Origin of the sequence: Limnobaculum xujianqingii (genome assembly GCF_013394855.1) — a bacterium.
Taxonomy (GTDB): Bacteria; Pseudomonadota; Gammaproteobacteria; order Enterobacterales; family Enterobacteriaceae; genus Limnobaculum; species Limnobaculum xujianqingii.
Map to the genome: position 1 here is coordinate 2,795,314 of NZ_JABMLK010000001.1, position 17,801 is coordinate 2,813,114.

Consider the following 17,801-nt stretch of genomic DNA (forward strand, 5'->3'; position numbering starts at 1 on the left):
AACCGGGTTAAAGCTGTTCTTTGGCAACGATGCCCAGCGCTTCCAGCTCGGTGTATGCCGTGGCCTTTTGTGCATCAGTCACCCCTTCAGGCCACACCAGACCATCAATGGCCACTACGGCACCGCGGGCAATCACCGCTCCCGGACGTTCGCCAGCCGTGGTATCGATATGTTGCGCCAATACCGCTACGGCTTTTTTTGCCGCCCCCGTACCCGCTAAATCAAGGGCATAATATTTACCGGAGACTTTGGCCAGAACGGTACCCAACTCATATTTTTTATCCGCGGCAATCATGCCCCGGTCTTTCGTCCAGCCTGGTTTCACTTCAACCAGCAGAACATCGCTTAATACTTTTGGTTCGTTAAAAGTAGCCATGATTTAAGGTGCTCCTACTTATTACGGCTGGCGCGGCGTTCTGCGTCAGCAAGTAGTGGGTTAACAGTGGTGTTTTTAGGGGCGGTACCTTTTCGGGCCACTTCACTAAAATCCACCACATCCGGTAAAGAACGAATAAATGCCTGAATAGCTGGCGCAAGCGGTTTACTCTTACCGTTTTCGCTAAAGTCCAGCTTGCTGCTACCACGCTTTTTCGATGCGGCCTTGACCATGGCACGAACGGCTGCCCGGTGGCGTGGTTTAACCTTACGGCGAAGTACTTCGGCAAAGTCCGCGCTCTCACCGTCAATTTCCAGTTCTTCCGCCTGCTCCTGAAGCTCTTCATTTTCTGCCTTCAGTCGCTGGTTTTCCTCTGATACGGCGACTAACTGAGCGGCGACTTCAGGCAGAATTTCATCGGCGCTGGCATCCGGTGGAAGGTCGGTTTTAACCGCTTCAGGTGCGGCATCACTCACAGCCACAGCAATTGCCTGAGCGCCTTCCTCTGAAATGATTTCAGCGGCCTTGTCCTCACCCAGCTCTTTGGTCAGAAAAGCCACCAGACGCGCCAGTAAACCTTTTTTATCCGTTGGGTTAGCTGCATCAGCCATATTGGTATCCTCATTGATATTTTCGTTAAAACTCACAATACCCTGGCCACTGTCTGCAAATTCAACCGGCTTCAGTCCTTTTACTGATGGGGGAACAGCGCCCAGAAATCCAACGTGGCGCAGGTAATACACCCCCGGCACGGGGTTACAGGGTTCATCAGGTTCATAGAATGACGGGGAGATTTTCTTATAGCGGCCAGCGTTGACCAGTTCAGCGAACTCAGCATCAACCTGATGTGAGTCAATAAACAAGCCTTCCGGTGTTGCAATGATGTGTTTTACCCAACCATAGGCAGGGAAATTGTCTTTCGGGTGACCAACGACCAATGGCGCTTCATGAACATCCATATGGTAGGCACGTGCTGTGGCTTCAAAATCTTTCAGGGTGAAAGAAATAGGCTCGCCTTCCATCGGTTGATGGGTACCAGGCTTAAAGATATGGATCAGTTTTGACATTCAGGTTCACCATGTTGTTGTTAGTCATGGCTACGATGTCAAAATTTATGGAAGTGCGATTTTAATCGACGTTAAAGAACAACATTGAGGGAAAATGAAAGTACTCAGGGGATAAAGGACAATATTGATGGGCTGTAAATCTTTATAAAGCGGTTTTACGCGGTTAATGGAAGAAATACAACCCATGAGCCCACTCACGGGTTAAAATTGAACTCAGCGCGATTAATCCATCGTTCCGGCGGCACGGGCAAGATACCGTTCCAACAGATCCAGAATATCCTCTTCGTCTTCAGGTGATAGTCCAATGAATGGCCTGGCTTCAATATCGCCCCAGGGTAAAGGTACGCCATGTCGGGTCTGGCCATATTGGCCTTTTTTAGCACCAAACTGCTGAGTGCCACCATACTCCATCAACGAGGCCAGCAGAACGTGATCCGCATCAGACGTATAGCTAATCTGGGTTGAGAGGCTGCGCGTATCCCCAATCAATGGACGAGGATCGCGCTTATTGGCCAGCGTGACAGGGCTGTTGGTCGCCCATTGCTCACCCAGTGGCCCCATACCCACTTCAAAACGGCGGCGGGTACTGTTTAACAGGATTTCACCGATATTTTTAAATACCGATGTCAGGTCTAAACCCGCCTGTTCAATCTGGCTCAGTAGCTGGTTAACCGGCGCACTGTCGAGTTGTACGGTAATTGTAGCCATTACTATGCCTGAACCATGTCAATGTAAATACCGAAGGCGGTAGGCTTGGCAATAATCTGCCATAACTTACCCGCAAGGCTTACTGCCGTTTGCTTTTCGCCTTGCCCGGTCATCTGCCACCGGGCATTATCTAGTTGGGTCTGGAGTTGACGAAAATCTAACGGGCTTAAGTCCGGGTGTTGGGTACGTAACTTCATGATGGTCTGGCGGCTTAAGGTCAGTACCGAGCTTTTTACGGCAAGTTCAGCCATCTGCTTACTGTCCATAATGGCCACCGGAAATTCACCCTTCAGGCGACCATTATAAAACGACAGGAACACATCAGAATTAATCAGCTTTTCGACGTTCTTTCTGGCAATGGCAGAATCCAGGGTATTGAGTTTCTGCTTATTGGCTGCCAGCGCGTTCTGAGTGGCGCTCTTACCGGGGGTATAGTCAAATCCGGGCATCACCCCTTCAGGAACCAGACGTTGTTCACCAGTATTGGTATCGGTATAAAGCTGAGTTTTTCGGGCCGGGGCCGTATCCGGGCCGGTTTTACCCAGTTTTTTCAAATCCCGTTCACTACAGGACTCAACGATACAGTTACACCCGAAGCCGTTCGGGGGGTAATGCTCATCCCAAAACGGATCGTCAGCAGGGATTACCAGATTATGCCATCTTGCGTGCTCTTCTCTGGGATTAATCACAGAACGGTGAACATAGCGCCAGTAGGGACGCTCAGCTAACACATCCGGGTCAGTCAGTTGAGCATAACGGCCTGCCGCATGGGATGATTTCAGGTTCTGGGTATAAATCACCTCAGTACGCCAGGCTTTACCCGCTTTACTGTCTTCACCCGTCCAGCCTTTCCAGCCTTGCTTTTCGACAACCTGATCAAAGTTTTTACGGAACCACTGGATACTCTTGCCGTCATCAATCACGGTTTGTATGGCTTTTTTCAGGTCATTAACCAGGTCGGCTTTCATGGCTCCGGCGACAATAACACCATGATCGTGCTGTTCCCTGGAAATATCATCCCAACGTTCGCTGGGTATCGCTAACTTCTGGCGGAAATAATCGCTCTGCTTATCAAATCGCTGGTTAAACGCGCCTCTAACGGCCATGATTCACCTCATCGCGCCCCTGAAGGTTAATAGCGGTAAAGGCACTGGCCATGGCCTGAGCCAATTCCTCTTCAGGCAGATTATCGAACTCTTCCAGTAAGCGTTCCTGAAGCTCTTCCATGCTTTTAGATTTTTCGGCGAAGTAGCGAATACGCTCTAACCAGCCATCAACAATGGGTTGCGTCTCCCGGCTGAGCTGGTCAGCAGCGGCTCTAATCGGGTCATGCTTTTGGGGTTTCTCAGCAAATGACGGATAACCCATTCCTGCGGATGGTGGGAGTTGTTCGCCCAGGTCGCCTTCTTTCAGGTTGTATTCCCGCATGAAATACGCATTGGTAAAGTTAGCGCCAGCCGTTTTTAGTATCTGGTCACGCTCAGCCAGGGTTTTATCAATGGTTTCCGGTGACCACATCGACCAGACCGGCACGTTCTCATCTTCAGAGAAGTTCAGCTCCACCGCCCACCGGGCTAAGGTGTTCATGGCTTCTGATACCAGTTCGGCATCCGCATCACGAATATCTTCAGAGACGGTTAAACCAGCCTGAGCACTGGCGTTGGTGGTGTCGGCCTCCGTTGTCTGGTTAGTACCGGTTAAAGCAATGCTGACTTCAGAACGACAGAACATCATTAAGCGTTCGTAAATATCAGCGCTACTGCCTTTGCCAGCGGCTTCAAGGATTTCAATAGAGCTGTCATCTGGAATAGCCGCTACCGCATCCTGAACCATGGCCTCTAGGCTATCCAGTAGCGCGTCCACTTCCGAATTATGGGTATTACGGGGATGCTTACCGACCAGGAACGGGCTACCGTACTTCTCGGTGAACTTCAGCCAGAACTCAAAACCGCCACGCTTGAACGTGGTTGGCCAGAAACAGCGACTCAGGTCAGCAATGCCATACGGATTCTCATAAGTAGCATCCTGGCGCACCAGAATAAACTTACGTTCAGGCAATAAAATACCGTCTCGGTCATCTTTGGTACGCATCCGAAGGCGGTTCTCATCATCAAAAAAGAACCATTCAGCGGGTTTGGCCACAACCTGAACGGGAACTATCCTGTCATCAATATCTTCCCACATGACTTCCAGTGGTGTGTAGCCATATAAGGGGGCATCCAGTGCTTCACTGATGAGGGTTCTCATTCGCAGTTTTGCAAAAACCTTATCGATAAAATCGGACACCGGCGCACTGGCACTTTCCCGGTCAAATCCATATTCAAGTGCCAGAACCGCAGACTTACGGCGACGAACGCAACCGCCTACATGCGCGTCAGCGGTCAAATCACGGTAAACCTGAATGCTTTTACCCATCTTACGTAAAACAGGATCGGGGTTCGGTAATGCACCGGTGATCCCCAGAGAGCCATTGACCCGCGAACGGGTGGCAATGACCTCTTTTGATGGTTTGTTAAGTTCGACAAAAGAGACAAACTCATGGGGATTAACCCAAATACCTTTACTCATTATCGGTATCCTTTTAACAATTGATTACTGGCCCGCGTACCGCGAGAAGATGCCCTGACCGGGCCTTTATTCATCTCAATGGAGGCATACCAGGCTAATGCCAGGGCAATGGCCGTATCCCCGTGCCGATAGAGCTCAGGATCTTTCAGGTCTTCCTTACGAACGGATGAGAGCATGGGAATACCATCAATATCTTCAATGGAATGGATATCCTGCTTAACGTTATCGTCAGCCGGTAAGGTAATAATCCCGTCTTCAAACCCCTGGATAACTTTTGGCATCCAGGTACCGTACCAGCTCCGACTCAAACTCACCTGAGCCACACGGTCATGACCGAATTCATCCGCGGTATATTCTGCGAGTGTCTGACCGGGGCCGGTGGCATCCATCGCACCAGAAAAACGCTGTATGGCCCGGAGCAAATACCAGAGGATTTGTTCCTGCTGGCGGGTGGGTACCTTGTGCATTTCGATAATCAACGGCACATCACGATAGAGGTTTGGCAGCGTGGCCATCAGCAAAATGGAGGAAAAGTCACGATGTCGGGCGAAGTCATCACCAAAGGAATAACGTAAGTTTTTATCCAGTCGGGCGATAACCGGATCGAGATAACGCTTGATCCAGTCTTCAACAAAAGACTTCCGTTCTTCGTTGGGTTTCCGGGCAAAGTCATCATCCAGCGTCAGACGCAGAACAACGCGATCGGAGTTTGGTGGCATGGCGTTTTCAATCCAGACACCCGGAATACAAACACCGTTACCATCGCGGGGGATAACGTCCAGTTCTTCACGCATCGCTGCTTTACGGGGGCCATAGGCGTTACGGATGCGGGTATACCAGGTCTGTTTCCCTTCAATAGTCGCTTCTTCTCCCTTCATGAAACAAACACGTTCATAGAGACCATTGGCAACGGCATCATCAAAGGTCACTCTGTAAACCACAGCATCAGCCCCATACAAGCCGTTTTCAATATCGTTAACAAACTGGTTAAACGAATTGGTTTTGCCGTTATGAGAAGAGATAACGATAATACGGCCACCCCAAATTAACAACGCGGTGGCAGCATCCAGAACCCCCTGAACATCCTGATGGAAAGCGGCTTCATCGATGATAACCAGCCCCTGTAAACCTCGAATATTCGCAGGCCGGGAAGATAGCGCCACAATCTGATAGCCGGAAGAATAACGAATACGGTAGGCCGTAATGTGTCGGGTTTTACCTTTCTCGTCCTGGTCTTCAAACAGAAATTCTTCAATATTAGAAACTGAAGTACTTTGCTGCTCGGCAATAACGCGGGAGAATTTGGCACAGTAGCCAATAAACTCCAGACCCTTTTCTTTGGTATCGCCAATATAGAACACATCCATGCCGCCAATGGCTTTTTGAGAAGCAGCAGTTAGCACCGCTTCAAAACCAAAGGCAAAGGTAATGCCAGTACGACGACCTTTAGGGATGGCAATGATTGACGCTTTTATTTTCAGTACTTCAATCTGGTGTGCCATCAGCACACCTTCAGCCAGCGGGTTAAAGTTGGCCGGAATGTTACGGGCGCGGGGTGGCAGTTCCTCCCACTCGACAACGCGTAAGGTAGAAGATAAGGGCTTGAGGTTATTCATTATCAATCACCTCAATAATTAATTGCCCTTTATCTTTAAAATGAAGGGTAATGCGGTCTTTACCATTCCAGCCGGACTTTTTCAGCGCTTTCTCAAACTGGTTAACAGCGCGAGACAGTGAGGTATATTTACCGAATAGACCCAGTAAATAAAACGTCAGGCAGTAACTGAGGTGGCCTATCCCGTAACAGGCCAGCATCAGAAGTATCCAGGCAAGATAGACATTCATTACTTGATCCCCAGTATCTTCTCACGCCAGAACTGAACCGCGTTTTCATCCAGTCCCTGGGCTTTTGCTTCTTTCTCCAGATTGGCGCTCTGCTCACGCAAAAGCTCTGCCCGGATCTCCTTTCGAATATCAGACTGGTAGCGCTTCAGGTTGACGCTGGCGCGGGTTAACGTGGCAATATTCTTGGCCGCAGTGGAAAGCAGTTTTACCCGCTGTCCCTGGTCTTCCGTCTCTTCCGCTTCCTGAAGGTTGATCATGGTTTCGAATAGCTCGCTCTGCACCATGGCAATAATGGCTTCGGAACGTTTGTCCTGATCATCTGAAGCGCCTTCAGTGATGATTCTGGCGGCTTCCGTGCTGGCTTTGATGGTGGCAAAACGCTTTTCAATCTTCTTACCGTAACGGAAGATAGCGGACTTACTGATTTGGTAGCCTTTGTCCCGCATCAGCGCTTCTAACTCGACATAACCGCTAAAATTATTATCAGTTAGGGCGCGTTCTAGCCAGTGCCTGACATCAGTCGGCAACTTATCAATAGAGCTGCGTCTGGCCATGATCATTCACTCCAGTATTTTACCGGGCGGGCAATGCCAGGGCCGCATTCCACGGTATATTCCACCAAATCAACGCCTAACCGGGTCAGGTCAGCAAACCAGGTACCTGATGGCTGGCGGGTCAGTTCCAGCATTTTGCGGTCAGACAGGTAATCCAGTTCCTGGCGTAGTTCCAGCGCGGTAACATCGGGGTAAATCGTACCGATGACGTTCAGGACAAACTGTTCATTGGTGGTATAAGGCCGGGATTTATACAGCATTTGTAAAATATTCCAGCGCATAGCCTCACGACGGTGGCGTTGATAATCCATAACATTCTCCCTAACAATCTATTTTTGTTTACCGATAGCATCTAATCGGCTGTAGAGTGCATCCAGCTTGGCCTCTATCACGGTCTGGCTGCGAATGAAGTCATCACGGCGGACATACTCAAGCGGTAAGGTTGCCTTAAACTCCAGAAATTCCCGTTCCATTCGCATGTGACCGGTTTCCGTTTCTTTTCGGGCCTCTTCGAGTGCGCCGAAACGGATATCAAGGCGCTTTTCAACCTGCGCCATCAGGATTTTCCCGGCAGCGAAGACAAAGCCCATAAATCCAATCAACAGGGAGAGCACTTCCCAGAACTTCATTTCAATAATCATTTGCGTCCCCAAATTTCATGGATTTGTTGGCAATCCACACAACGCGTTACACCGGGTATAGCCTTTCGTCGCGCCTCCGGGATTGGGTTATCACAACCAAAACAATGTGAATAACCCGTTCCGGCTGGTATGGATTGTTTTCTGGCCTCCAGTGCGCGTTCCTGTTGCTGAAGCTCCAGTTCAGCAGCGCGGTCAATGTCGTCCATTCTTTGATTCCTGTAAGTAGTAGAGCAATTCAACATAACGCCCGGCACACAGGCCGTATTGGTCATAGGCTTCTTTAAGTGCAATAACGATAGCGTCATCAGTGTTACTTTCCGGCAGTGCCAGAGGCGGACAATGAACCGCCAAAGCCGCTGGTAGCGGCCTGATTGGCTCGTTGTCGGGCATTATCGAGTTGCTGCATGATGTCAGCAGAATACTGACAGCGAGCATCAGCACGGTTTTTAAGCTCATAGCGGATCTCCCTGGTGCTTTCCTGATTAATAACGGTGATGGCCGTCATTTGGGCTGAAACGGCCTGGCTTACCACATAGGCATCAGCAGCAAGCTGTTGGCTGGCTTTGACAAACTGGTTTAACTGGTTTTGTGCAGTGCTGGCCTGACGCTCAGCGCAAGCCAATTCCGCTTCTGAATAGCCTTTTTCGTAGTAATAGCGGGAGAAACCCCGTACCAGCGCTATCACGCTAAAAATGAGGTATACCGTTCTTAATTGCATACACCATTCCCCCAGCCAGCCGCCTGATATTCAGGTTGCCAGCGATAGATGATCCGGTCTGGATAACCACGATTCTCTTTGAAATTGGCGGCACTGCGCCCGGCGTTGATGAATTCAACTGCCCCCAGTACTGGCCTGAATCCAGCCCCTGAGACGCGGCCTTTTTCTGGTCACGTTGAACCCAACCGAGACCACCGTTATAAGCGCTTAAGGTGAAAGCCCAGCGGTCACAGTCGGTATCCGCTTTGATGCGCTGGTAATGCCAGTGGTTATAGGTCACCAGAGCTTGTAAAGCCCAGACCGGGTTATAAGGCTGATTATTTCCCAGGGAGGAAGGATAGGTACCGGCAATCCATTTGGAGGTAGCAGGCATAAACTGGGCCAGACCAACCGCACCAACCGGGGAACGGGCATCAGAGCGCCAACGGCTTTCCTGATGGATTTGAGCGGCAAAGGTGGCCACCGGTGCATCCAGTCCCCATTGAGCATGGGAAACACGAATTAGGTCTCGCTTATAACGGGCAGCATCACCCGGTACCGCTGCCAGTACCGGATGACAGGCCGTTATTAACAGAATGAACAAAATAACGGCTTTCATGGCTATAACCCCAACGTCACGCCAAGGATGACCGCAGTTACTACAATGGCCCGGCGTAACAGAACGGCGGCAAAGATACGCTGATAACCATTAATCACCGGGTATTCTGGCTCCAGCTTATCCATGTTATGGGCGGGCTGGCCAATGACCGTTTTCCAGTTATCAACCAGATAGCTGCCGGGACTGGCGTAAGGAAATAGCGCTCTGTCTAAGTGATACCCGATCACCGCAGCCAGACAAACCAGAGACAGCTTATACAGCGTGACAGGGAGTTGTTGAGGAGAGAGCACGGCGATAACAGCAACAAGAACGACAGCGGCTAAAGCCCAGATAAGTAGTCGATGACTACGGATAGTTTTGAACAGTGACATGATTAAAACCCCAATAAAATAAAAGACACCGCCATGTTAGGCGGTGCCAGGGTTTTGGGATTTTAGCCGTGATTAAAACTTTTAATTAAATAGGATGTCGTCTCGATCAAATGTAGATGCCAAATATGCTGCTTCAGCAGGGTGTTTCATTGGCGTTAGTAATATCTGCCAAAATTTTTTATCGAAGCATGTATGTAAAAAGAAATAGCGACAACAATCGACTAAAACCCCACGACCATAAACGCTGTCATACTTCCCACCAAAATAATCTTCAAGTTCATAAAATGTAGGTATGTTTTTGTTATCCCAACATTCACATAAATAATCGAAAACTTTTTTTACGCGCTCAGGGGATACTATGAAATTCGTTTTATATACTTCATGTGGATATGGGAGAACAGTACCATCAGTATCAGCAAAAAATGGATATACACCAGATTCCCAAGCAAACAGATAATCATTGCTAAATTTATTATGAATAACGCCTAGCTCTAAAATCTGGATTCTTTGTTGGTTAAATAAAGCCTGTAAAATAGTGCTGTCTGACACGTAAAATCCCCCTATTTTTGAATAGAATAATTACGATTCTTATTATGGTAGTTTTTTTTCACATTCAGCGAAAAAGACGATATTTGAAGCAGTTAGATGTAAGGCATAAGCAACCAAATCATCTTCAACTGTGACGACATTTGTACCTTGTCCATGACCAGCATTGCTATTTCTGATAGTAGGTAAGCCACTTTCTAACAAATTAGCTAGGCCATTCAACTGGGCCTGCATATATGATGGGACTAAATTATTACTAAGGCAGGTATTAATAAGTTTTTTAGCTGGATCTTTAGGGCTATAACTCCAACCTTGGTTATGACATATGGCCTTCATGCAACTTTCAAATGCTTTATTACAATCGGCTATGCACTCTTTATATCTTTTATGGCGATAATGCTCATGGGCCAATAAAAATTCATTTTGAGCACCATCAAAATGAGAACTACCTTGTAGTAACGCTAAGGCGGGTTTTATCACAGTACTGTGAATTATCTCTGAGTCTATGCGAATAATTTCACCAGATGTATACTCATACCCAACACCAGCAGCTTTGAAACGATGGTTTAGTTCATTGATTGCTTCATCTGCCGTTTGTTTAGTCTTCAGGTGGTTAGTAAATTCATTTTGGCGTAGGCGAACAAAGTTATCAATGACTTTGAATGTTAGTTCAATAACATCTAGTAACTTATCTATTTTTCGCTCAGTCAAGAAATAATCATATACGTTACTAAAATCGTTCTTCTGATTACTACCTAATGTAAATACCCCATATTCTTTACATAAAGTATTATGTATATGTTCATATAGCATCATAGCTGATGATAATCGCCCGTACTCTTCTTTTAACCCTATTGTATCTATAACTATCTGTACAATTTGTACCTTCAATGGCTCAGGCAGAACATCATATTTATATACATCAGGAAGTTCGCCATTAAGTCTTTTTTTTCTAGTGGAAAATAATTCAAATATACCCATACTTGCTTATGACCCCGAATTTTAATCATTACTAATTAGTCTGTTACAAGTCTTTATGATGCAAAATAACGTTAATATTCTTAGCTTGTACCTTATTTTTTTAGTTAAACAATCTTTTTTCCGACTCGGCCGAGCGCAGAATGTTTAACTATTAAAGAATAGTAATATATATTGATCAAATATAAACCCTAGTAAAAATACCAGAAAATCAGTTAGTAAGACCTATTTCTTTAATTAATCATCATCTGGCGGATAGTTTTTCAATGCTGCATTAATCATGCAACACGCAATTAAAGAGATCATGAAGACAATGCTGATATAGGGGGTATAATCATCGCTCGCTACGAGCAGAAGCATACTGATAATTAAAGATATTTGAGCAATCCAAAACCTTCTTAATAGCTTATGCCTTGCTATCTTTCTGAGTATTCTTTCTGTTTGTGCTCTATTGTAATCCTCTTCACAATGACGGCAATATTGCCGTCCTGAAGTAAGGTAGCGTACTTCGCAACTGGGACAGATGTCAGGATGTTCATGATAATCACGCCCAGCAATTCTATTGTTATCCCCATTGACGTTAATAGACATAGCGTCTCCCTAAAGTCTACTTCTTCCGTTCGTTATAGTTTCTTCCGGCTACTCGATTACTGTTACCAGAGACATTAATTCCTGAGCTTTTATTTTCATTGGATTCAGGTTTGTAGTCGTCAGTGGTTTTTCCAGGCATATCAACACTCATCAGGATTTTCATTACTTCCATTTTAGTTTCCAGTGAGCCAGCTCTGAAGCGCTGCATTAACTCCCATTCATCTTTACTCAGGCGATAGGTTGCAGGGGTATTCATGGTAAATGGTTCTTCATCATAGCTTTCATCGCCATCAATAGACGCTATTGCTTGAGCAATGTAAGCATCCGGCTTAAATATGCCCAGCCTTTTAGCTTCAGCGCGGGTCATTCGCTTACCGGTGAGGACATATTGAACATCTACCCCTACAAATGATAGTGCAGATAACTGCACTGCGCTTGGGGAGGTGGCACCTTTTTCCCACTCAATGACTGTACGTTTTGACGCGTTGGCGACTTCAGCTAGCTGAGGTTGGGTCAATCCCAATCTCTCTCTCTCTTCTTTTAATCGAATATTTATCATGCTGTTTTCTGCACTTTTGATTTGACAAGTGCAGAAATCTGCACCAATATAATAACTAATTTCTTATAAAGTTCTTTTTAACACAAGAGAGGAAAACATGACACCAGAACAAGTGAAATTAGCTTTTCAAAAACGTGGGGAAACATTTACCGCCTGGGCTAAAGCTAACGGTTACCAACCTATTGAGGTTTATCGGGTTTTAAACGGCTTTGCAAAATGTAAGTACGGTAAAGCGCATGAAATAGCGGTTAAGTTAGGTCTGAAACCGGCAGCGTAAGGGGTTGTAGTATGAAAGAAGCTAAAAGCAGTGCCGAAAAGGTTCTTGACGTACTGAACGTCCTACTTAAAAACTTCGCTATTGGTTTCACTAACGGTGAGCTGGCGAGGGCTACGGGGCTATCAGCACCGAATATTACCCGATATGTGGCTATTTTAGAGTCTGCCGGATTTGCTGAACGCATTCCCGAAACGGATCGTATTCGACCCAGTCATAGCTTGGCAAAACATGCTGTAGCCATCCTAACCAGTATGGATGAAGCCAAACAACGCCTGGATTCATCCATTTTACGCATCACTAAAGGATAACTATTATGGCTCGTAAATCTTCTAACGCTGAACAGATAATTAGCGAAACGCCCGATATCAACCAGGAGACGCTGGAAGCAACCAATGCGTTATCCATTCTTCAGACAAATTACACTGATGATCGCGATTTAGTGAATCAGCTTTTAGGTCAAGCTCAGATGGCTGATGCTTTTGCTAAATTTTCGAAGACCGTCTTCATTTCCAAATTGGCATTTGTAAAAGAAAATAAGCTATATCAATCAATTGCAGGAAAGCGCACTGAAGACGGTCTTCAGTATAAAGGAACATGGGAAGAGTTTTGTAATTTACTGGGTTGGGTTCCTCAACATGCAAACGAAGCTATCAGTAATGTAAATACTTTTGGAGAAGAAGCGCTGGACTCAATGTCCCGAATGGGTATTGGTTATCGTGAACTACGCCAGTTCCGTAAGTTACCGGAAGACCAAAAGACTGCCCTGATTGAAGTCGCTAAAGAAGGTGATAAAGACACCCTGCTGGAATTAGCTGAAGATCTAATCGCCAAACACAGCAAGGAAAAAGAGGAGCTTCAACAACAAGTTAAAGCGACTAAGGAGGAGCTGGAGTCAAACCGAACTTTAACCGCTGATAAAGAAGCCCGTTATGAAAAGCTATTTTACGATAAGGCTAAGTTAGAGGAGAAGTTACAGAAGCGCGTAAAAACGGAACTACCTAAAGATAGTGGTGAGGCATTACGAAAGGAAGCAATTACGGCTACGGTGAGCGCTGAAATGCAAATCATTGGCCCATTACATCAAATTTTTTCGGCATTGGTCGAACATAGCGAACAACACAATATCTCTCATAACGAAGTGATGACAGGATTGCTTTGCCAAATTGAACGTGCCCTTGCTCAGCTTCGTGAGACATTCTCTCTGGAGATTGCGCCAGGTGGAGAGACAGCTCCTGCCTGGTTAACTGAGTCCATTCCTGATGTTGAACGGCCCGACATGGATGAAGGAGCAATAATATGAGTGCGGCCATGACCGAACAATTAGTTGCTGTCGCCCATGCCGTACGCAAAGCCGGACATGGTGAACGGGGACAGATTTACGATAAAGCATGTGTTGAGTTAGGGATATCCCGCGCGACATTGCTACGTAAGATTAAGGGAGTTGCCGTAATGGATAAACGTAAACGCCGTACTGACGCAGGAAAAACAGCCTTAACACGCGATGAAGCGGCTGTAATATCTGCCACATTGATGGAAGCAACACGTAAGAATGGTAAACGTCTCTATAGCATTGCTGATGCTGTAGAGACGCTTCGCGCTAACAATATGATCAACGCGGGACGAGTTAATGAAGAAAGTGGCGAATGGTCGCCATTATCTGAGTCGGCCATCATCCGGGCGCTACGCGGTTATGGTCTACATCCAGATCAACTTAGCCAACCAGCTCCCGTTACTGAGCTTGCCAGCCTACACCCTAACCATGTTTGGGAAATAGATGCATCACTTTGCACTTTGTATTACCTCAGCAACGGTCAGCGAGGCTTGCAAGTGATGGATAGTACAAAATTTTATAAGAACAAACCGAAGAATCTACAGCGTGTTTCCAGTGATCGGGTGTGGAGCTATGAAATCACTGACCATGCCAGCGGTTGGATCTATGTGGAATATGTAATGGGGGCTGAAAGCGGAGAAAATCTTTGTTCAGTTTTAATTAATGCCATACAGGAACGCGGCGGAGCCGATGTATTTCATGGTGTCCCCAAAATGCTGTATCTCGATCCCGGTTCTGCCAATACTGCGACTATGACCAAGAATTTATGTCGTTCTTTGGGGATTTCCGTCGAAGCTCATAAGGCTCATAACGCACGAGCTACCGGACAGGTAGAAAAGGCACGGGATATTATTGAGCGTAAATTTGAACCTGGTTTGAAATTCCAGCCTGTACACAACCTGGAAGAACTGAACGAGAAAGCGCGTCTGTGGAGACAGCATTTTAACGCAACGGCCATTCATAGCCGCCATCGTAAAACCCGTAGTGAAGTATGGATGAGTATTACCGCAGAGCAATTAATTAAAGCTCCATCCATCGAAGTTTGTCGTGATTTAGCGATATCCGATCCAGAGAGCCGAAAGGTAACGCCTAAGTTAAGAGTACCATTCCGAGGGGTGGAATATGACGTATCCACGGTTCCTAAAGTGATGGTCGGTGAAAAACTGATGATTACCCGCAATCCATGGCGCTCTGATGCAGCCCAGGTAGTTTTAGTCGATGAAAATGGTCATGAATACTTTTACCAGGTCAGTGAGGTCAGTAAGAACGAATTGGGCTTTGCCGAAAGTGCCGCGATAATCGGTCAGAACTATAAGCGTCAGGCAGACACGCCAGCACAAATAGCGGTTAAAGAAATTGAGCAGTTGGTGACGGGTACCGATAACGAAGTTGATGCTACCGCAGCCCGAAAGGCTAAATCATTACCATTTGGGGGGCAGTTAGATCCCTATAAGCATATTACTGAGTATGAGTTACCGTCATTTATGCCCCGCCGTGGTCAGGCATCAACGGTACGTTCTCCCCGTGTTGAATTGCACCTGTTAACACACGTGGAAGCGGCAAAAATACTGAAGTCCAACCTGCAAAACCACGGACTGGACTGGAAGCCTGACTATTTCCAGCACATTACCCAGCAATGGCCGGATGGTGTACCGGTGGAAGAGCTTCAGGCATTCGGCGATAAACTTTCTGGTAAATCAACCCCAGCTCTCCGGCTGGTTAATCAGCAGTAAGGAGCGGATATGTTGGTACTTAAGCAGCAGTTACAACAACACGGTATCGCGCAAAGCACAATGGCTCAGGCCGTTAGTGTGTCGGCGGCGGCCATTGCTCAACTGCTAAACCACAATCAATGGCCAAAGCACCATCAGGAGGAGCTTAAGCAGCGAATTATCGATTTTTTAACAGGTAAAGCGATTGATACGAAAGACTCGTTTAAAGCGGTACAGGAAGTCGCCACTCCCTGTACCAGTACAGCATCCCAAACCAATAAGGACGACACTATGTTACTGGCAAAACAGGTATTAAATCCAGCCGCCAAGAAGCATTTCGGGTTATTTCGTGACCCGTTCGCTGATGACGTTATGCAAAACAGCCAGGATGTTTTTACTACCCCTGATATTCGCTATGTCCGTGAGGCTCTCTATCAGACTGCACGGCACGGTGGTTTCATTGCGGTCATTGGTGAGTCTGGCGCAGGTAAAACGACTTTACGCCGAGACCTGACTGACCGGATTAACCGGGAGAACGCGCCCATCATCATAATTGAGCCTTACATCATTGCTATGGAAGATAATGATGCCAAGGGTAAGACACTGAAGGCCAACAGTATTGCCGAAGCGATTATTCATACCATCGCCCCGCTGGAATCTGTTAAGCGCTCACAGGAAGCCCGTTTCCGTCAGTTGCACCGGTTACTTAAGGAGTCTGCCCGTGCGGGGTTCAATCATGTACTGGTGATTGAAGAGGCGCACTCACTACCCATACCAACCCTGAAGCACCTTAAGCGGTTCTTTGAACTGGAAGATGGGTTTAAAAAGCTGCTGTCGGTGGTACTGATTGGTCAGCCGGAATTAAAACTGAAGTTGTCAGAGCGTAATCAGGAGGTGCGTGAGGTTGTACAGCGCTGTGAAGTGGTTGAACTGCTGCCGCTGGATAGCCACCTGGAAGATTTTATGACCTTCAAATTCTCACGAGCCGGAAAGGAAGTCCAGGACGTTCTGGATAAAGGCGCGATTGACGCTATCAGAGCCCGATTAAGCAGTTCCACCCGCCGTGGCGATATCAGTCTGCTCTATCCGCTGGCCGTGGGTAACCTGGTGATTGCCGCCATGAACCTGGCCGCTGAATTCGGTATTCCGGCAGTCAATGCCGATGTGATTAAGGGGATATAGCCATGACATTCCATAAGCTGACCGGTAAAGATGTTATGCAATATCGCAAATTATCGCGTATTGACCATCTGGTTGTGTGGCTGGCCTCTGTCGGGTTAATCATCCTGGCTATATTGGGAATGATTGGAGGGCTGGCATGAGCGCAAACCATGCTTTACCTGATTTTGTGAAGCTGCCATACGTTATTCAGCATGACGGAATGGATTATCGTCTCTTCACATTTTCATTTACCTGTCCTGACGGGCGCATTTTTGGTTCTTACTTTTATGCTCTGGACCACCAGGACGCAAAACAGCTATGTGAGGCTATCAAAAAGACCATTCACCTTGATGGCCAGATTAAACTTTCCATTGATGTGGATGCTTCCACGCTTATTTTTGAGGAGAAGCCCCGTACTCACTAATGAATATATTGCCAGTATGATGAATTAACCGGGTAATGGCTGTAACACACTGAATTACTTAACTTAGCCGGAACCAAAATAATGTATTGATTTAATTTGCCGTTTACCCGGCAGGCATCGCACACCCAAAATCTGAAAATTGGAGATATTTAATAATGAAAAACAACGCATTAACCTTACCTGATGGCTACTGGCAGGATGCAAAAGGTTATTTGGTACCTGAATCACTGATTAAGCCTATCGATAAAGCCAGAGACAGTCTGGTTCGTGAAATTGTGACTAATGCCAAAGGTGTTAATAAAGCCCTGTCAGACTTTAAGGCGCAATCCTTCGGCGATATTCAGGCTTTTGTTGACCTGTCGATTGAAGAGTATGACACCAGACTGGGCGGCAAGAAAGGCAACTTGACCCTGTACTCTTTTGATGGTCGCTACAAGGTGCAACGTGCCATTCAGGAGCGCATTGCCTTTGATGAACGCCTTCAGGCGGCACGTTCTCTGATTGATGAATGTCTTCAGGAGTGGACAGCAGGTTCCGGGCCAGAAATCAAAATCATTGTTGAGAAGGCGTTTGCTGAAGATAAGGAAGGCAACATCAGCACCGGGCGTGTTCTTGGTCTGCGCCGTTATGACATTACTGACTCCCGTTGGTTACGGGCCATGGAAGCTATTGGTGAGTCGGTTCAGGTTGTTAACTCAACCAGTTATATCCGTGTCTACGAACGTGACAGCAACGGACAGTATCAACCAGTTTCTCTTGATGTGGCGGGGGTTTGAG

General features: G+C 46.9%; 26 protein-coding genes. 8 read left to right on the plus strand and 18 right to left on the minus strand.

Going from position 1 to position 17,801, the window contains the following annotated elements; translation table 11 throughout:
• Window positions 1-7: 7 nt before the first annotated feature.
• From GOL65_RS12885 to GOL65_RS12970, 18 genes are all read right to left on the minus strand, one after another.
• Window positions 8-376 carry a head decoration protein gene (locus tag GOL65_RS12885; RefSeq protein WP_140919128.1) on the minus strand — a complete coding sequence of 123 codons (369 nt, stop codon included), beginning with the start codon at window positions 374-376 and terminating at the stop codon, window positions 8-10.
• Window positions 377-390: 14 nt separating this feature from the next.
• On the minus strand, window positions 391-1,443 hold the full coding sequence (locus GOL65_RS12890) for a peptidase (RefSeq protein WP_140919129.1): 1,053 nt from the start codon (window positions 1,441-1,443) through the stop codon (window positions 391-393).
• A 222-nt stretch (window positions 1,444-1,665) separates the two neighbouring features.
• The gene (locus GOL65_RS12895; protein WP_140919130.1) at window positions 1,666-2,151 is read right to left on the minus strand and encodes a phage virion morphogenesis protein; all 486 of its coding nucleotides are present in this window, start codon (window positions 2,149-2,151) and stop codon (window positions 1,666-1,668) included.
• A gap of 2 nt (window positions 2,152-2,153) precedes the next feature.
• Window positions 2,154-3,257, minus strand: a complete 1,104-nt coding sequence (locus GOL65_RS12900) for a phage head morphogenesis protein (protein ID WP_140919131.1) — start codon at window positions 3,255-3,257, stop codon at window positions 2,154-2,156.
• The gene (locus GOL65_RS12905) at window positions 3,247-4,719 is read right to left on the minus strand and encodes a DUF935 domain-containing protein (RefSeq protein ID WP_140919132.1); all 1,473 of its coding nucleotides are present in this window, start codon (window positions 4,717-4,719) and stop codon (window positions 3,247-3,249) included. The genes GOL65_RS12900 and GOL65_RS12905 overlap by 11 nt, the downstream gene beginning before the upstream one ends.
• A complete protein-coding gene (locus GOL65_RS12910) occupies window positions 4,719-6,335 on the minus strand; it encodes a terminase large subunit domain-containing protein (RefSeq protein WP_140919133.1) in 1,617 nt (538 codons plus the stop codon). The genes GOL65_RS12905 and GOL65_RS12910 overlap by 1 nt, the downstream gene beginning before the upstream one ends.
• On the minus strand, window positions 6,328-6,564 hold the full coding sequence (locus tag GOL65_RS12915; protein ID WP_140919134.1) for a hypothetical protein: 237 nt from the start codon (window positions 6,562-6,564) through the stop codon (window positions 6,328-6,330). The genes GOL65_RS12910 and GOL65_RS12915 overlap by 8 nt, the downstream gene beginning before the upstream one ends.
• On the minus strand, window positions 6,564-7,118 hold the full coding sequence (locus tag GOL65_RS12920) for a DUF3486 family protein (RefSeq protein WP_140919135.1): 555 nt from the start codon (window positions 7,116-7,118) through the stop codon (window positions 6,564-6,566). The genes GOL65_RS12915 and GOL65_RS12920 overlap by 1 nt, the downstream gene beginning before the upstream one ends.
• Before the next feature lie 2 nt (window positions 7,119-7,120).
• Entirely contained in the window at window positions 7,121-7,429 is a 309-nt protein-coding gene (locus GOL65_RS12925) for a hypothetical protein (RefSeq protein ID WP_140919136.1), read from the minus strand.
• A gap of 18 nt (window positions 7,430-7,447) precedes the next feature.
• Window positions 7,448-7,759 carry a hypothetical protein gene (locus GOL65_RS12930; protein WP_140919137.1) on the minus strand — a complete coding sequence of 104 codons (312 nt, stop codon included), beginning with the start codon at window positions 7,757-7,759 and terminating at the stop codon, window positions 7,448-7,450.
• Entirely contained in the window at window positions 7,756-7,965 is a 210-nt protein-coding gene (locus GOL65_RS12935) for a TraR/DksA family transcriptional regulator (RefSeq protein ID WP_140919138.1), read from the minus strand. Before GOL65_RS12935 ends, GOL65_RS12930 begins: the two co-directional genes overlap by 4 nt.
• A gap of 104 nt (window positions 7,966-8,069) precedes the next feature.
• Window positions 8,070-8,477, minus strand: coding sequence for a hypothetical protein (locus GOL65_RS12940; protein WP_140919140.1), 408 nt, complete (start codon window positions 8,475-8,477; stop codon window positions 8,070-8,072).
• Window positions 8,446-9,075 (minus strand): transglycosylase SLT domain-containing protein, encoded by a 630-nt coding sequence (locus GOL65_RS12945; protein WP_228723102.1) that lies wholly within the window; start codon window positions 9,073-9,075, stop codon window positions 8,446-8,448. The genes GOL65_RS12940 and GOL65_RS12945 overlap by 32 nt, the downstream gene beginning before the upstream one ends.
• Window positions 9,076-9,077: 2 nt before the next feature.
• On the minus strand, window positions 9,078-9,446 hold the full coding sequence (locus tag GOL65_RS12950) for a putative holin (RefSeq protein WP_140919141.1): 369 nt from the start codon (window positions 9,444-9,446) through the stop codon (window positions 9,078-9,080).
• A gap of 81 nt (window positions 9,447-9,527) precedes the next feature.
• Window positions 9,528-9,995, minus strand: a complete 468-nt coding sequence (locus tag GOL65_RS12955; RefSeq protein ID WP_140919142.1) for a hypothetical protein — start codon at window positions 9,993-9,995, stop codon at window positions 9,528-9,530.
• 42 nt (window positions 9,996-10,037) lie between these two features.
• Window positions 10,038-10,973, minus strand: coding sequence for an STM4504/CBY_0614 family protein (locus tag GOL65_RS12960; protein ID WP_140919143.1), 936 nt, complete (start codon window positions 10,971-10,973; stop codon window positions 10,038-10,040).
• 234 nt (window positions 10,974-11,207) lie between these two features.
• Complete coding sequence (locus tag GOL65_RS12965) at window positions 11,208-11,561, minus strand: hypothetical protein (RefSeq protein WP_140919144.1); 354 nt, start codon at window positions 11,559-11,561, stop codon at window positions 11,208-11,210.
• A 16-nt stretch (window positions 11,562-11,577) separates the two neighbouring features.
• Window positions 11,578-12,120 carry a helix-turn-helix transcriptional regulator gene (locus GOL65_RS12970; protein ID WP_140919145.1) on the minus strand — a complete coding sequence of 181 codons (543 nt, stop codon included), beginning with the start codon at window positions 12,118-12,120 and terminating at the stop codon, window positions 11,578-11,580.
• Between the two features lie 97 nt (window positions 12,121-12,217).
• Between GOL65_RS12970 and GOL65_RS12975 the strand changes: the two genes are divergently transcribed.
• The 8 genes from GOL65_RS12975 to GOL65_RS13010 all read left to right on the plus strand — a co-directional run bounded on the left by GOL65_RS12975 (window position 12,218) and on the right by GOL65_RS13010 (window position 17,800).
• Window positions 12,218-12,397, plus strand: coding sequence for a DNA-binding protein (locus GOL65_RS12975; RefSeq protein ID WP_140919146.1), 180 nt, complete (start codon window positions 12,218-12,220; stop codon window positions 12,395-12,397).
• 11 nt (window positions 12,398-12,408) lie between these two features.
• Complete coding sequence (locus GOL65_RS12980; protein ID WP_140919147.1) at window positions 12,409-12,705, plus strand: helix-turn-helix domain-containing protein; 297 nt, start codon at window positions 12,409-12,411, stop codon at window positions 12,703-12,705.
• Between the two features lie 5 nt (window positions 12,706-12,710).
• Window positions 12,711-13,697: a hypothetical protein gene (locus tag GOL65_RS12985; protein ID WP_140919148.1), complete on the plus strand. Its 987-nt coding sequence runs from the start codon at window positions 12,711-12,713 to the stop codon at window positions 13,695-13,697.
• A complete protein-coding gene (locus GOL65_RS12990; protein WP_140919149.1) occupies window positions 13,694-15,460 on the plus strand; it encodes an integrase catalytic domain-containing protein in 1,767 nt (588 codons plus the stop codon). Before GOL65_RS12985 ends, GOL65_RS12990 begins: the two co-directional genes overlap by 4 nt.
• 9 nt (window positions 15,461-15,469) lie before the next feature.
• Window positions 15,470-16,621: an ExeA family protein gene (locus tag GOL65_RS12995; protein ID WP_140919150.1), complete on the plus strand. Its 1,152-nt coding sequence runs from the start codon at window positions 15,470-15,472 to the stop codon at window positions 16,619-16,621.
• A gap of 2 nt (window positions 16,622-16,623) precedes the next feature.
• Complete coding sequence (locus GOL65_RS13000) at window positions 16,624-16,761, plus strand: hypothetical protein (protein WP_179038342.1); 138 nt, start codon at window positions 16,624-16,626, stop codon at window positions 16,759-16,761.
• Entirely contained in the window at window positions 16,758-17,024 is a 267-nt protein-coding gene (locus GOL65_RS13005) for a hypothetical protein (protein ID WP_140919151.1), read from the plus strand. Before GOL65_RS13000 ends, GOL65_RS13005 begins: the two co-directional genes overlap by 4 nt.
• A gap of 155 nt (window positions 17,025-17,179) precedes the next feature.
• Window positions 17,180-17,800, plus strand: coding sequence for a DUF3164 family protein (locus GOL65_RS13010; RefSeq protein ID WP_140919152.1), 621 nt, complete (start codon window positions 17,180-17,182; stop codon window positions 17,798-17,800).
• The last annotated feature ends 1 nt before the right edge of the window (window position 17,801 follow it).

Excerpts from the sequence above, each read along its gene's own strand:
- GOL65_RS12930 (WP_140919137.1), bottom strand. The coding sequence starts at position 7,759 with ATGATTATTGAAATGAAGTTCTGGGAAGTGCTCTCCCTGTTGATTGGA.
- GOL65_RS12950 (WP_140919141.1), bottom strand. The coding sequence starts at position 9,446 with ATGTCACTGTTCAAAACTATCCGTAGTCATCGACTACTTATCTGGGCT.
- GOL65_RS12920 (WP_140919135.1), bottom strand. The coding sequence starts at position 7,118 with ATGGCCAGACGCAGCTCTATTGATAAGTTGCCGACTGATGTCAGGCAC.
- GOL65_RS12900 (WP_140919131.1), bottom strand. The coding sequence starts at position 3,257 with ATGGCCGTTAGAGGCGCGTTTAACCAGCGATTTGATAAGCAGAGCGAT.
- GOL65_RS12960 (WP_140919143.1), bottom strand. The coding sequence starts at position 10,973 with ATGGGTATATTTGAATTATTTTCCACTAGAAAAAAAAGACTTAATGGC.
- GOL65_RS12980 (WP_140919147.1), top strand. The coding sequence starts at position 12,409 with ATGAAAGAAGCTAAAAGCAGTGCCGAAAAGGTTCTTGACGTACTGAAC.
- GOL65_RS12895 (WP_140919130.1), bottom strand. The coding sequence starts at position 2,151 with ATGGCTACAATTACCGTACAACTCGACAGTGCGCCGGTTAACCAGCTA.
- GOL65_RS12885 (WP_140919128.1), bottom strand. The coding sequence starts at position 376 with ATGGCTACTTTTAACGAACCAAAAGTATTAAGCGATGTTCTGCTGGTT.
- GOL65_RS12935 (WP_140919138.1), bottom strand. The coding sequence starts at position 7,965 with ATGGACGACATTGACCGCGCTGCTGAACTGGAGCTTCAGCAACAGGAA.
- GOL65_RS12925 (WP_140919136.1), bottom strand. The coding sequence starts at position 7,429 with ATGGATTATCAACGCCACCGTCGTGAGGCTATGCGCTGGAATATTTTA.
- GOL65_RS12910 (WP_140919133.1), bottom strand. The coding sequence starts at position 6,335 with ATGAATAACCTCAAGCCCTTATCTTCTACCTTACGCGTTGTCGAGTGG.
- GOL65_RS13005 (WP_140919151.1), top strand. The coding sequence starts at position 16,758 with ATGAGCGCAAACCATGCTTTACCTGATTTTGTGAAGCTGCCATACGTT.
- GOL65_RS12915 (WP_140919134.1), bottom strand. The coding sequence starts at position 6,564 with ATGAATGTCTATCTTGCCTGGATACTTCTGATGCTGGCCTGTTACGGG.
- GOL65_RS12890 (WP_140919129.1), bottom strand. The coding sequence starts at position 1,443 with ATGTCAAAACTGATCCATATCTTTAAGCCTGGTACCCATCAACCGATG.
- GOL65_RS12940 (WP_140919140.1), bottom strand. The coding sequence starts at position 8,477 with ATGCAATTAAGAACGGTATACCTCATTTTTAGCGTGATAGCGCTGGTA.
- GOL65_RS12970 (WP_140919145.1), bottom strand. The coding sequence starts at position 12,120 with ATGATAAATATTCGATTAAAAGAAGAGAGAGAGAGATTGGGATTGACC.
- GOL65_RS12905 (WP_140919132.1), bottom strand. The coding sequence starts at position 4,719 with ATGAGTAAAGGTATTTGGGTTAATCCCCATGAGTTTGTCTCTTTTGTC.
- GOL65_RS13010 (WP_140919152.1), top strand. The coding sequence starts at position 17,180 with ATGAAAAACAACGCATTAACCTTACCTGATGGCTACTGGCAGGATGCA.
- GOL65_RS12990 (WP_140919149.1), top strand. The coding sequence starts at position 13,694 with ATGAGTGCGGCCATGACCGAACAATTAGTTGCTGTCGCCCATGCCGTA.
- GOL65_RS12945 (WP_228723102.1), bottom strand. The coding sequence starts at position 9,075 with ATGAAAGCCGTTATTTTGTTCATTCTGTTAATAACGGCCTGTCATCCG.
- GOL65_RS12995 (WP_140919150.1), top strand. The coding sequence starts at position 15,470 with ATGTTGGTACTTAAGCAGCAGTTACAACAACACGGTATCGCGCAAAGC.
- GOL65_RS12975 (WP_140919146.1), top strand. The coding sequence starts at position 12,218 with ATGACACCAGAACAAGTGAAATTAGCTTTTCAAAAACGTGGGGAAACA.
- GOL65_RS13000 (WP_179038342.1), top strand. The coding sequence starts at position 16,624 with ATGACATTCCATAAGCTGACCGGTAAAGATGTTATGCAATATCGCAAA.
- GOL65_RS12965 (WP_140919144.1), bottom strand. The coding sequence starts at position 11,561 with ATGTCTATTAACGTCAATGGGGATAACAATAGAATTGCTGGGCGTGAT.
- GOL65_RS12985 (WP_140919148.1), top strand. The coding sequence starts at position 12,711 with ATGGCTCGTAAATCTTCTAACGCTGAACAGATAATTAGCGAAACGCCC.